The 12,973-nt window shown below is 58.0% G+C and carries 10 protein-coding genes; all 10 read left to right on the top strand.

Translation table 11 applies throughout. The features are described 5' to 3' along the window. Positions 1-20 precede the first annotated feature (20 nt). The 10 genes from CUN63_RS15640 (at position 21) to CUN63_RS15595 (ending at position 12,918) form a co-directional block, all read left to right on the top strand. Positions 21-2,822 (top strand): LPS-assembly protein LptD, encoded by a 2,802-nt coding sequence (locus tag CUN63_RS15640; RefSeq protein ID WP_129440705.1) that lies wholly within the window; start codon positions 21-23, stop codon positions 2,820-2,822. Beyond that, a complete protein-coding gene (surA, locus tag CUN63_RS15635; RefSeq protein WP_129440703.1) occupies positions 2,803-4,119 on the top strand; it encodes a peptidylprolyl isomerase SurA in 1,317 nt (438 codons plus the stop codon). The genes CUN63_RS15640 and surA overlap by 20 nt, the downstream gene beginning before the upstream one ends. Further along, the gene (gene pdxA / locus CUN63_RS15630; RefSeq protein WP_129440701.1) at positions 4,116-5,105 is read left to right on the top strand and encodes a 4-hydroxythreonine-4-phosphate dehydrogenase PdxA; all 990 of its coding nucleotides are present in this window, start codon (positions 4,116-4,118) and stop codon (positions 5,103-5,105) included. Before surA ends, pdxA begins: the two co-directional genes overlap by 4 nt. Further along, on the top strand, positions 5,102-5,920 hold the full coding sequence (rsmA, locus tag CUN63_RS15625; RefSeq protein ID WP_033056215.1) for a 16S rRNA (adenine(1518)-N(6)/adenine(1519)-N(6))-dimethyltransferase RsmA: 819 nt from the start codon (positions 5,102-5,104) through the stop codon (positions 5,918-5,920). The genes pdxA and rsmA overlap by 4 nt, the downstream gene beginning before the upstream one ends. A gap of 121 nt (positions 5,921-6,041) precedes the next feature. Continuing rightward, positions 6,042-6,422 (top strand): Co2+/Mg2+ efflux protein ApaG, encoded by a 381-nt coding sequence (gene apaG / locus CUN63_RS15620; protein WP_008147202.1) that lies wholly within the window; start codon positions 6,042-6,044, stop codon positions 6,420-6,422. Continuing rightward, complete coding sequence (locus tag CUN63_RS15615) at positions 6,422-7,303, top strand: symmetrical bis(5'-nucleosyl)-tetraphosphatase (RefSeq protein ID WP_129440699.1); 882 nt, start codon at positions 6,422-6,424, stop codon at positions 7,301-7,303. The genes apaG and CUN63_RS15615 overlap by 1 nt, the downstream gene beginning before the upstream one ends. Positions 7,304-7,336: 33 nt before the next feature. Continuing rightward, positions 7,337-7,666 (top strand): thiosulfate sulfurtransferase GlpE, encoded by a 330-nt coding sequence (glpE, locus tag CUN63_RS15610; protein ID WP_008147200.1) that lies wholly within the window; start codon positions 7,337-7,339, stop codon positions 7,664-7,666. Between the two features lie 296 nt (positions 7,667-7,962). Then, complete coding sequence (locus CUN63_RS15605; protein ID WP_033056218.1) at positions 7,963-9,885, top strand: PrkA family serine protein kinase; 1,923 nt, start codon at positions 7,963-7,965, stop codon at positions 9,883-9,885. Positions 9,886-10,087: 202 nt separating this feature from the next. Continuing rightward, entirely contained in the window at positions 10,088-11,359 is a 1,272-nt protein-coding gene (locus CUN63_RS15600) for a YeaH/YhbH family protein (protein WP_033056219.1), read from the top strand. Beyond that, entirely contained in the window at positions 11,356-12,918 is a 1,563-nt protein-coding gene (locus CUN63_RS15595) for a SpoVR family protein (protein ID WP_129440697.1), read from the top strand. The genes CUN63_RS15600 and CUN63_RS15595 overlap by 4 nt, the downstream gene beginning before the upstream one ends. Positions 12,919-12,973 lie beyond the last annotated feature (55 nt).

Below are 12,973 nucleotides of genomic sequence, written 5' to 3'. Positions count from 1 at the left end.
AGGAAGCCCGGACTAATAAGATGGCATTGAAATCCCCCGCGTTTCGTAAAAAATTTCCGTTGTTGGTTACCGGCAGTCTGCTGGCCCTGCAACCTCTAGCCACTTCGTTCGTGGTCGCCGCGGAACAGTATGACTGCTCAGTCTCTGCTTCGGGCGCCTGGAACTGTGCGCCAAAATCTCCAGCAGCTGCGCTGCCACCTCGCCCCGTCCATGACGGCAGTGCGGCGGTAAGCACGAGCGGCGAGACTCCGGCTGACAGCGGTGCCAGTCAAGACACCGGCGCCAAGCCTGTGCTGGTGACCGAATCCAAGGGCCGCGGCCTGAAGTCGCGTAGCGAAGACTACAGTCACCTCGATTGGGTTCCGCGCGAGAAGCTCACTGCAGCGCAATTGGCCGAAACCGGTCCTTACTGCTCTGGTTCCTATATCGAACCGATTCGTCCTGGCATGAATGACAAGACGAATAAAAGTGACACTCCGACCTTTCTTGGCGCCAAAGCCTCTCGCTATAAGCAGGATGAGCAGGTCGCGACCCTGGCGGGTGACGTGGTCATGCGTCAGGGCAGCATGCAGGTCGAAGCCGACGAAGCGAACCTCTACCAGGCCGAGAGCCGTGGCGAACTGAGCGGCAACGTCCGTGTTCGCGACAACGGCGCACTGATCGTGGGCGACCACGCCGACGTGCAGCTCGACACTGGTGAAGCCAAGGTCGACAACGCCGAATACGTGATGCACAAATCCCGTATCCGCGGTAATGCGCTGTACGCAAAACGTGCCGAGAACGCGATCATTCGCCTCAAGGATGGTACGTACACCACGTGCGAACCGAACAGCAACGCCTGGCAGCTCAAGGGCAACAACATCACCTTGAACCCGGCCACCGGCTTCGGTACCGCGACCAACGTGACACTGCGGGTCAAGGACATTCCGGTTCTGTACACGCCGTACATCTATTTCCCGATCGACGACCGTCGCCAGTCCGGCTTCCTGCCGCCGACCATCGGCACCGGCAGCGATACCGGTTTCATGCTGGTCACACCGTATTACTTCAACCTGGCACCGAACTACGATGCCACGTTGTACCCGCGCTACATGAGCAAGCACGGGCTGTTGATGGAAGGCGAATTCCGTTACCTGACCAAGTCCAGTGAAGGTCAGTTCGGCGCCGCGTACCTCAACGACGAAGACACCGATCGCAGCAAGCAGACCGATTACCAAAAAAACCGCTACATGTATAACTGGCAGCACAAGGGCGGTCTCGACTCGCGCGTCTTCACGCAAGTCGACTACACCAAGCTCAGCGATCCTTACTACTTCCAGGATCTGCAAACTGATCAGATCGGTGTGAAAAGTGCCGATTACGTGAACCAGCAGGGTTCTGTGAGCTATCGGGGCGACAGCTACACCGCTCGCCTCAACGCCCAGGCCTATCAGCTGGCGACCGTATCGAACATCACGCCGTACGACCGCTTGCCGCAGATCACTTTCAACGGTCAGCTGCCTACGCACCCGGGCGGTCTGAATTTCGATTACGAAACAGAACTCGTGCGCTTTGATCGTGACCTGGAAACGGGTCAGTTCTCCGATGAAGACGGCAACCTGTCGCCTCGCCTGGACACCAACGTGACCGGCCTTGCACGGGCCAACGGCGACCGTATGAACCTCAAGCCAGGTGTCAGCCTGCCGTTGGACTGGACTTATGGTTTCCTGAAGCCGTCGCTCAAGTACCAATACACCCAGTACCAGTTGGATCTCGACGGCCAGGGTAAAGCCGACATTGCCAATCAGACCGCTGAAGGTGATCGACTCAACGGCACCTTTAGCAGCAACCAGAACCGTGGAGTGCCGATCGCAAGCATCGACAGCGGCCTGTACTTCGATCGCAACACCACCTGGTTCGGCAAGAACTATCGCCAGACCCTGGAACCGCGCCTGTTCTACCTCTATGTTCCAGAGAAGGATCAGAGCGACATTCCGGTATTCGACACCGGCGAGTACACCTTCAACTACGCGTCGCTGTTCCGCGACAACCGCTTCTCCAGCTCCGACCGCGTCGGCGACGAGAACAAGTTGTCCCTGGGTATTACCAACCGCTGGATCGAAGAAAACGGTTTCGAACGTCAACGCATCAGCGTCGGCCAGGCCTTGTACTTCAAGGACCGCGAAGTCCAGTTGCCAGGGATCGATGCCAAAACCCGCGACGATGCGCATGCCAACGTTTCGCCTTATGCACTGGAATACGAATACCGCTGGAACCGCGATTGGCGCACCACGGCCGATTACAACTGGGACCCGGACAGCCGCAGCCCTCGCTCGGGCAGCGCGATGTTCCACTACCAGCCTGAAGACAACCCGAACAAGGTCATCAACGCCGGCTATCGCTATCGCAATGACCAGGTCCGTTACGACCAGAACACCGGTAAGTGGCAAGTCGGCGGTGGTGACTACGGCACCCCTGGCCAGCCTGGCTACGTGAAGGATTACTACAAAATCAAACAGCACGACTTCTCGGTGATCTGGCCGATCGTGCCGCAGTGGAACGCCATCAGCCGCTGGCAGTATGACTACAACCGTAACCGTACCCTGGAAGCCTTTGGTGGTTTCGAGTACGACAACTGCTGCTGGAAACTGCGTTTGATCAACCGCTACTTCGTCGACTACGACGAATTTAGTCAGAACGCCCCGCAAAACGAAAAAGGCGACCACGGCGTCTTCCTACAAATCGTTCTGAAAGGTCTCGGCGGCCTCACCGGCGCCAAAGTAGAGAGCTTCCTCGACAAAGGCATCCAAGGTTATCGTGAACGTGAAGACCAAGCTTTCTGATTGTCTGCGCCCGCTAGTGTTGGGCGCGTTGTTCCTGGGTACCGCGGCGAACGCCGCGGTACAGTCCATCGATAAAGTGGTGGCCATTGTCGATAACGACGTGGTCATGCAGAGCCAACTGGACCAACGTGTTCATGAAGTTCAGCAAACCATCGCCAAGCGTGGTTCTGCCGTACCGCCGGCCAACGTGCTGGATCAGCAGGTACTTGAACGTCTGATCGTCGAAAACCTGCAACTGCAGATCGGCGAACGTTCCGGTATCCGCATTACCGACGAAGAACTGAACCAGGCTGTCGGCACCATTGCCCAGCGCAACAACATGTCTGTGGATCAATTCCGCGCCGCCCTGACTCGCGACGGTCTGTCTTATGAAGACGCCCGCGACCAGATTCGCCGCGAGATGGTCATCAGCCGTGTGCGTCAGCGTCGTGTAGCCGAGCGTATCCAGGTTTCCGAACAGGAAGTGAAGAACTTCCTCGCTTCCGACCTTGGCAAAATGCAACTGTCCGAAGAGTTCCGCCTGGCCAACATCCTGATTCCTACGCCGGAAAGCGCCAACTCCGACGCGATTCAGAATGCAGCCAAACAGGCAGACGCGGTTTACCAGCAGCTCAAGCAAGGCGCTGACTTCGGTCAGTTGGCAATCGCCAAATCCGCCAGCGAAACCGCACTGGAAGGTGGCGACATGGGCTGGCGTAAAGCCGGTCAACTGCCACCTCCGTTCGATCGCATGCTGAGCACCATGGCTGTCGGCGACATTACCCAGCCAATGCGCACACCGGGCGGCTTCATCATCCTGAAGATCCTCGATAAGCGTGGCGGTGAGACCCAGACACGCGATGAAGTGCACGTGCGTCATATCCTGGTCAAACCGAGCCCGATCCGCGACGAAGCAAAAACCAAAGCCCTGGCTCAATCGCTCTACTCCCGTATCGAAGCGGGCGAAGATTTCGGCGAACTGGCGAAAAGCTTCTCGGAAGATCCGGGTTCCGCCCTCAACGGTGGCGACCTGAACTGGATCGACCCGAATGCATTGGTGCCTGAATTCCGCGGAGTGATGGCCAAGACCCCGCAAGGTCAGCTGTCCAAGCCGTTCCAAACCCAATATGGCTGGCACGTGCTGGAAGTCCTTGGCCGTCGTGCCACTGACAGCACCACCCAGGCCCGCGAGCAGCAAGCAATGACCGTATTGCGTAACCGCAAATACGACGAAGAGCTGCAAACCTGGCTGCGTCAGATCCGTGACGAAGCGTACGTAGAGATCAAACTCCCTGGTGCAGACCAGGCAACGCAGTGAAACCCAAACGTTTCGCGTTGACACCCGGCGAACCGGCCGGCATAGGTCCTGACCTGTGCCTGCTGCTCGCCTCGCAAGCCCAGCCACATCCCCTGATTGCCATTACCAGCCGCGACCTGCTCCTTGAGCGGGCCGTGCAGCTGGGTGTGGTTGTCGATTTGCTGCCGGTCACCCCGGACAACTGGCCGGATGTACCCGCGCCAGCCGACAGCCTGTATGTCTGGGATACACCGCTCAACGCCAAGGTCACTGCCGGGCAACTGGACAAGGCCAACGCGGCTTTCGTTCTGGAAACCCTGACCCGAGCTGGCCAAGGCTGCCTGGACGGGCATTTTGCCGGCATGATCACGGCCCCTGTGCACAAGGGCGTGATCAATGAATCCGGGATCGCCTTTTCCGGGCACACAGAATTTCTCGCCGACCTGACCCATACCGCCCAAGTGGTGATGATGCTCGCCACTCGCGGTTTGCGTGTGGCGCTGGTTACCACTCACCTGCCTCTTCGCGAGATTGCCGATGCGATCACGCCGGAGCGTCTGGAACGGGTCACGCGAATTCTGCACGCGGATCTACAAGAAAAATTCGGCATTGCCCGGCCACGCATCCTCGTATGTGGGCTCAACCCCCATGCCGGCGAAGGCGGACACCTGGGCCATGAAGAAATCGACATCATCGAACCTACATTAGAGCGCCTGCGCGGCGAAGGAATGGACCTTCGTGGCCCCCTGCCCGCCGACACTCTGTTTACCCCCAAGTATCTGGAGCACTGCGATGCAGTGCTGGCGATGTACCACGACCAGGGCCTGCCTGTGCTGAAGTACAAAGGCTTCGGCGCGGCAGTCAACGTGACCCTCGGCTTGCCGATCATCCGCACATCGGTCGACCACGGCACTGCCCTGGACCTGGCCGGCAGCGGAAAAATCGATACCGGCAGCCTGCAAGTCGCCCTGGAAACCGCCTACCAGATGGCCGAGACCCGTTTATGACCGAGCATTACCAACACCGGGCGCGCAAGCGTTTCGGCCAGAACTTCCTGCACGATGCCGGCGTTATCGACCGCATCCTGCGCGCCATCCACGCCAAGCCCGAAGACCGTCTGCTGGAAATCGGCCCTGGCCAGGGTGCGCTGACTCAAGGCCTGCTTAACAGCGGCGCCCAGTTGGACGTGGTGGAACTGGACAAGGATCTGATCCCGATCCTCAACCAGCAATTTGCCAGCAAGAGCAATTTCAACCTGCATCAGGGCGACGCGCTGAAGTTCGACTTCACCAGCCTGAACGCTGCGCCGAACAGCCTGCGGGTGGTCGGCAACCTGCCGTACAACATCTCTACGCCGTTGATTTTTCACCTGCTGCATAACGCCAGTCTGATTCGCGACATGCATTTCATGCTGCAAAAGGAAGTGGTCGAGCGCCTGGCAGCAGGCCCCGGTGGTGGTGACTGGGGTCGCTTGTCGATCATGGTTCAGTATCACTGCCGGGTTGAACATCTGTTCAACGTTGGCCCGGGTGCGTTCAATCCGCCGCCCAAAGTCGATTCGGCTATCGTGCGCCTGGTGCCTCACGCGGTGCTGCCGCACCCGGCCAAGGATCACAAGCTGTTGGAGCGTGTCGTGCGCGAAGCCTTTAACCAGCGCCGCAAGACCCTGCGCAACACCCTCAAGCTGCTGCTGAGCAACGCTGAAATCGAAGCCGCCGGCGTTGATGGCAGCCTGCGCCCCGAACAGCTCGATCTGGCCGCCTTCGTGCGCCTGGCCGACAAGCTCAGCGAACAAGTCCTACAGACGCCCGCCGCCGACTGACAGGCAATGAGCGTTATCGGGTAGGACACCAGCCTTCATGTCTGGTTTACTACCCGATACTTGGCCTAGACTGAGTTCTATCAGCTACGCCCCGCGTTCCGCTTCGTTTAAGGCCTCTTGCATGTCCGATCCTCGTTACCAGGTCGACGTCAGCGTCGTCACCCGCTATCTGGCAGAACAATCGCAACCCGAGCAAAACCGCTTTGCCTTCGCCTACACCATCACCGTGCACAACAATGGCGAGCTACCGGCCAAACTGTTGTCGCGGCACTGGGTGATCACCGACGGTGACGGGCATGTCGAAGAGGTTCGCGGAGCCGGCGTTGTTGGCCAACAACCGTTGATCGAGGTGGGCGAAAGCCATACCTACAGCAGCGGCACCGTCATGACCTCCAAGGTCGGCACGATGCAGGGCACTTATGAAATGGTTGCCGACGACGGCAAACACTTCGACGCCATCATCGCCCCATTCCGTCTGGCGGTGCCCGGAGCCCTGCACTGATGGCAACGTACGCCGTCGGCGATCTGCAAGGCTGCCTTCAAGCATTGCAATGTCTGCTCAAGCAAGTCGCCTTCGACCCGACACGGGATCGTCTGTGGCTGGTCGGCGATCTGGTCAACCGTGGTCCGCAGTCTCTGGACACCTTGCGCTTCCTCTATAGCATCCGCGAATCGCTGGTGTGCGTGCTCGGCAACCATGACCTGCACTTGCTGGCTGCCGGGAAAAACATCGAACGCTTGAAGAAGTCCGACACCCTGCTCGAGATTCTCGCAGCGCCCGATTGCGCGGAACTGCTGGAGTGGCTGCGTCAGCAAAAGCTCATGCACTACGACGAACAGCGCGATGTCGCCCTGGTACATGCTGGTATTCCGCCCCAGTGGTCACTGCGCAAGGCCTTGAAGTATGCCGCCGAAGTCGAGACGGCATTGCGCGATGACAACCTGTTGCCGCCCTACCTCGATGGCATGTACGGCAACGATCCGGCGAAATGGGACAACGATCTCAAAGGCGTGACACGCCTGCGGGTGATCACCAACTATTTCACCCGCATGCGGTTTTGTACCGCCGAGGGCAAGCTTGACCTCAAAAGCAAGGAAGGCCTCGACAATGCGCCACCGGGCTACAAACCCTGGTTTCAGCACAAAGAGCGCAAGACCAAGGGCCTGAAGATCATCTTCGGCCACTGGGCCGCTCTGGAAGGCCAATGCAAAGAGCCGGGCATCTCGGCCCTCGACACCGGCTGTGTTTGGGGTGGCGCCCTGACCCTCATGAATGTCGACAGCGGTGAACGCCTGTCTTGCAAATGCGACGAGCATGGCCTTGTCCTGCCGCCAGTCGCCGCACTTATCCCCGAACCATCGTCAGCAAGCGCCCCGCGCTAGACTGCGCTTTCAGCCGAGCCACAGGAGCCCGCCATGAGCGAATTCAAACGTATCCCCCCAGAACAGGCCCAGGCCCTGCGCGAACAAGGCGCGGTGGTGGTCGATGTTCGCGACCCAGCAACCTTTGCCGCGCTGCACATCGCCGGCTCGAAGCATCTGGATAACCACTCCATCTCGGATTTCATCCGCGCTGCCGACCTCGACGCACCGACTGTGGTCGTCTGCTACCACGGCAATTCCAGCCAGAGTGCCGCTGCGTACCTCATTAGTCAGGGCTTCTCCGACGTCTACAGCATGGATGGCGGTTTTGAGCTGTGGCGTACGACTTACCCTTCGGAAACGGCGCAAGGCACTTCCGAATAATTTTTTTGTAACGCGCAAGCCCCGCTCCCCGCGGGCTCGCGCGGTAGCAGACGAACGGTCTGCCACAACTAATTACGTATCTCGCCTTTACCTCCCGAATTCCCAACTATCCTTAAGCGCAGGCCATCCAAAACAGGGGAGAGCCGGTACACCGGCGCGCGGGTCATCGGGAGTAGCTTTCGGGGCAGTCAGCTTCGAAAGAGTTCTGGGGGGTAAACAGCGACTGCATATTCGGTCGCTGCCAGCATCGACTGAATGATCCGGCGTCGGCTCCACGTATCGAGCGAGGTGACGTCATGAGTATCTTTAGCCACTTCCAACAACGCTTCGAGTCCACACGCCAGGAAGAACTCTCGCTGCAAGAGTATCTGGAGCTGTGCAAAAGCGACCGCAGCGCCTACGCCTCCGCCGCCGAGCGTCTGTTACTGGCCATCGGTGAACCGGAGCTCCTCGACACCTCGGCCAACTCGAGGCTGTCGCGAATCTTTTCCAACAAGGTGATCCGCCGCTATCCGGCCTTTGAAGACTTCCACGGGATGGAAGAATGCATTGACCAGATCGTGTCGTATTTCCGCCATGCCGCTCAGGGCCTGGAAGAGAAGAAACAGATTCTCTATTTGCTCGGCCCTGTGGGTGGCGGTAAATCATCCCTGGCCGAGAAGCTGAAACAGCTGATCGAAAAAGTGCCCTTCTACGCGATCAAGGGCTCGCCGGTATTCGAATCACCTCTGGGTCTGTTCAACGCCACCGAAGATGGCGCGATCCTCGAGGAAGACTTCGGCATTCCACGGCGCTACCTCAACACCATCATGTCGCCATGGGCGACCAAACGCCTCGCCGAATTCGGCGGCGACATCAGCCAGTTCCGCGTGGTGAAGCTCTATCCGTCGATCCTCAACCAGATCGCCGTGGCCAAAACCGAGCCGGGAGATGAAAACAACCAGGACATCTCGGCGCTGGTGGGCAAGGTCGATATCCGCAAACTCGAAGAATTCCCGCAGAACGACGCCGACGCCTACAGCTACTCGGGCGCACTGTGCCGGGCCAACCAAGGCCTGATGGAATTCGTCGAAATGTTCAAGGCACCGATCAAGGTGCTGCACCCACTGCTGACGGCCACTCAGGAAGGCAACTACAACAGTACCGAAGGTCTGGGGGCGATTCCGTTTACCGGGATCCTGCTGGCCCACTCCAACGAATCGGAATGGCACACCTTCCGCAACAACAAGAACAACGAAGCCTTCATCGACCGGATCTACATCGTCAAAGTGCCGTACTGCCTGCGGGTCAGCGACGAAGTGAAGATCTACGACAAGCTCTTGTTCAACAGCTCCCTGGCCAAGGCTCACTGCGCGCCTGACACCCTGAAGATGCTTGCCCAGTTCACCGTACTCTCGCGACTGAAAGAGCCGGAAAACTCCAACATCTACTCCAAAATGCGCGTGTATGACGGCGAAAACCTCAAGGACACCGATCCGAAGGCCAAGTCGATCCAGGAATACCGCGACAACGCGGGTGTCGACGAAGGCATGAACGGCCTGTCGACCCGCTTCGCGTTCAAGATCCTGTCGAAGGTGTTCAACTTTGATCCGCACGAAATCGCTGCCAACCCGGTGCACTTGCTTTACGTGCTGGAACAACAGATCGAACAGGAACAATTCCAGGCGGAAACCCGCGAACGCTATCTGCGCTTCCTCAAGGAGTACCTGGCACCGCGTTATATCGAGTTCATCGGCAAGGAAATCCAGACCGCCTACCTCGAGTCTTACAGCGAGTACGGCCAGAACATCTTCGATCGTTATGTGCTGTACGCCGACTTCTGGATCCAGGACCAGGAATACCGCGACCCGGAAACCGGCGAGATCCTCAACCGCGTAGCGCTGAACGAAGAACTGGAGAAAATCGAAAAACCGGCCGGCATCAGTAATCCGAAGGATTTCCGCAATGAAATCGTCAACTTCGTACTGCGCGCCCGGGCCAATAACAACGGCAAGAACCCGACCTGGCTCAGCTACGAAAAACTGCGGGTGGTCATCGAGAAGAAAATGTTCTCCAACACCGAGGACCTCCTGCCAGTCATCAGTTTCAATGCCAAGGCCAGCAAAGAGGACCAGCAGAAGCACAACGACTTCGTCACACGGATGGTCGAGCGGGGCTACACCGACAAACAGGTACGACTGCTGTCCGAGTGGTATCTGCGGGTCAGAAAATCACAATAACCCGCTGCCGGTCAGACCGGTTGTCGTCAGCCAGAGGCCTGTGTACGCATTTTCTGTTACACAGACCTCTGGAAGGTGTTCGAAAGTCGGTAGCGAGGTTCAGGCAGCGTCCAAAAGCGCTTGGGGGAGCGTGAACATCCCTTGGCACCGTCGATGCTGCATAACCGCTCGCCCCTTTCAGGACAGCTTCTAAGGAGCAGTCATGAGCTATGTGATCGACCGACGTCTCAATGGCAAGAACAAGAGCACGGTGAACCGTCAGCGGTTTCTGCGGCGTTACCGTGATCACATCAAAAAGGCTGTCGAAGAGGCGGTCAGCCGGCGCTCCATTACCGATATGGAGCACGGTGAACAGATCAGCATCCCCGGTCGCGACATTGACGAGCCGGTGCTTCACCACGGTCGCGGTGGCAAGCAGACCGTCGTGCACCCGGGCAACAAGGAATTCACCAGCGGCGAGCACATTGCCCGCCCGCCCGGAGGTGGCGGTGGCAGAGGCCCCGGCAAGGCCGGCAACTCGGGCGAAGGGATGGACGAATTCGTCTTCCAGATCACCCAGGAGGAATTCCTCGAATTCATGTTCGAGGACCTTGAGCTGCCGAACCTGGTCAAACGTAACCTGACCGGCACCGACACCTTCAAGACCGTTCGTGCCGGGATCAGTAACGAGGGCAATCCGTCGCGGATCAACATCATCCGCACCCTGCGCTCGGCCCATGCACGGCGAATCGCCCTGTCTGGCAGCAGCCGGGCAAAATTGCGCGAAGCCAAAGAAGAACTGCTACGACTCAAGCGTGATGAGCCAGACAACTTCGGCGATATTCAGGAAGTCGAAGCAGAAATCGAAAAACTCAGTGCGCGCATCCATCGCGTACCGTTTCTCGACACCTTCGACCTCAAGTACAACCTGCTCATCAAGCAACCCAACCCCAGTTCCAAGGCGGTGATGTTCTGCCTGATGGACGTGTCCGGTTCCATGACCCAAGCGACCAAGGACATCGCCAAGCGCTTCTTTATCCTGCTGTACCTGTTTCTCAAGCGTAACTACGACAAGATCGACGTCGTGTTCATCCGCCACCACACCAGTGCCCGGGAAGTGGACGAAGAAGAGTTTTTCTACTCCCGGGAAACTGGCGGCACCATCGTTTCCAGCGCCTTGAAACTGATGCAGGAGATCATGGCCGAACGCTATCCGAGCAATGAGTGGAACATCTATGCCGCCCAGGCCTCCGACGGCGATAACTGGAACGACGACTCGCCAATCTGCCGCGACATATTGATCAACCAGATCATGCCGTTCGTGCAGTACTACACTTACGTTGAGATCACCCCGCGCGAACATCAGGCCTTGTGGTTCGAATATGAACGCATCGCCGAAGCCTTCTCTGATACTTTTGCCCAGCAACAACTGGTCTCGGCCGGGGATATCTATCCGGTCTTCCGTGAACTCTTCCAGCGCAGGTTAGTGACATGACCGCCAAAGAGCAGAAGCGCCAACCCATTTCCACCGGCTCCGAATGGACGTTCGAGCTGATTCAGGCCTACGACAAAGAAATCAGTCGTCTGGCGGCTCGCTACGCGCTCGATACTTACCCTAACCAGATCGAAGTGATCACCGCCGAGCAGATGATGGACGCCTACGCCTCCGTCGGCATGCCGCTGGGTTATCACCATTGGTCCTATGGCAAACACTTCCTCAGCACCGAAAAATCCTACAGCCGTGGGCAGATGGGGTTGGCCTACGAGATCGTGATCAACTCGGACCCCTGCATTGCCTATTTGATGGAAGAAAACACCATCTGCATGCAGGCTTTGGTCGTCGCCCATGCCTGCTACGGACATAACAGCTTTTTCAAAGGCAACTACCTGTTCCGCACCTGGACTGACGCCAGTTCGATCATCGATTACCTGGTCTTCGCCAAGCAATACATCATGCAGTGCGAAGAGCGCCACGGTATCGACGCGGTCGAAGACCTGCTGGATTCCTGCCACGCCCTGATGAACTACGGGGTCGATCGCTACAAACGCCCATATCCGATTTCCGCCGAAGAAGAACGTCGCCGGCAAAAGGATCGGGAAGAGCATTTGCAGAAACAGATCAACGATCTGTGGCGGACCATTCCAAAAGGTGCGGACAAGTACAGCGACAAGGACAACGCACGCTTCCCCGCCGAACCTCAGGAAAATATCCTCTACTTCATCGAAAAACACGCACCACTGCTGGAGCCATGGCAGCGGGAAATCGTGCGGATCGTGCGCAAGATCGCTCAGTATTTTTATCCACAGCGTCAGACGCAGGTGATGAACGAAGGGTGGGCCACGTTCTGGCATTACACCCTGATGAACGACCTGTATGACGAAGGCCTGGTAACCGACGGCTTCATGATGGAGTTTCTGACGTCCCACACCAGCGTGGTCTATCAACCCGGCTTCGACAGCCCCTACTACAACGGCATCAACCCCTACACCCTGGGTTTTGCCATGTACCGGGACATTCGCCGCATGTGTGAACACCCTACCGAAGAGGACTACCGCTGGTTCCCTGAGATTGCCGGCACCGACTGGCTGTCGAGCATCAAGTTCGCCATGAGCAGCTTCAAGGATGAGAGTTTCATCCTGCAGTACCTGTCACCCCAGGTGATCCGTGACCTGAAGTTGTTCAGCATTCTTGATGACGACCAGAAGGACGATCTGCTGGTCCCGGCCATTCATGACGAAGGTGGCTACCGCATCATCCGTGAAACCCTGGCGGCGCAATACAACCTCGGCAATCGTGAACCCAACGTGCAGATCTACAGCATCGACCGGCGTGGTGACCGCTCGCTGACCTTGCGTCACCAGCAACACGACCGCAAACCGCTGGGCGAGTCCACCGAGGAAGTGCTCAAACACCTGCACCGCCTCTGGGGCTTCGACATTCACCTGGAAACCCTGCAAGGCGACCAGGTGATGAAAGTCCATCATGTCCCACCCAGAGGTGAACACGCCGAGGGGGATTACGGCCGACTGGACCTGGCTGTCATCCATCTTTGATCCTGTTTCTGCCTCCGGAGGTTCGACGCAAAGGTTATTCTGTCGGGCTAACGGA

This window comes from Pseudomonas sp. ACM7, from assembly GCF_004136015.1.
Classification (GTDB): domain Bacteria; phylum Pseudomonadota; class Gammaproteobacteria; order Pseudomonadales; family Pseudomonadaceae; genus Aquipseudomonas; species Aquipseudomonas frigoris.
The sequence above is the reverse complement of the archived record's forward strand: the minus strand, read 5'-3'. Positions and strand labels throughout refer to the sequence as shown.

Excerpts from the sequence above, each read along its gene's own strand:
- CUN63_RS15640 (WP_129440705.1), top strand. The coding sequence starts at position 21 with ATGGCATTGAAATCCCCCGCGTTTCGTAAAAAATTTCCGTTGTTGGTT.
- rsmA (WP_033056215.1), top strand. The coding sequence starts at position 5,102 with ATGACCGAGCATTACCAACACCGGGCGCGCAAGCGTTTCGGCCAGAAC.
- apaG (WP_008147202.1), top strand. The coding sequence starts at position 6,042 with ATGTCCGATCCTCGTTACCAGGTCGACGTCAGCGTCGTCACCCGCTAT.
- CUN63_RS15615 (WP_129440699.1), top strand. The coding sequence starts at position 6,422 with ATGGCAACGTACGCCGTCGGCGATCTGCAAGGCTGCCTTCAAGCATTG.
- glpE (WP_008147200.1), top strand. The coding sequence starts at position 7,337 with ATGAGCGAATTCAAACGTATCCCCCCAGAACAGGCCCAGGCCCTGCGC.
- CUN63_RS15605 (WP_033056218.1), top strand. The coding sequence starts at position 7,963 with ATGAGTATCTTTAGCCACTTCCAACAACGCTTCGAGTCCACACGCCAG.
- CUN63_RS15600 (WP_033056219.1), top strand. The coding sequence starts at position 10,088 with ATGAGCTATGTGATCGACCGACGTCTCAATGGCAAGAACAAGAGCACG.
- CUN63_RS15595 (WP_129440697.1), top strand. The coding sequence starts at position 11,356 with ATGACCGCCAAAGAGCAGAAGCGCCAACCCATTTCCACCGGCTCCGAA.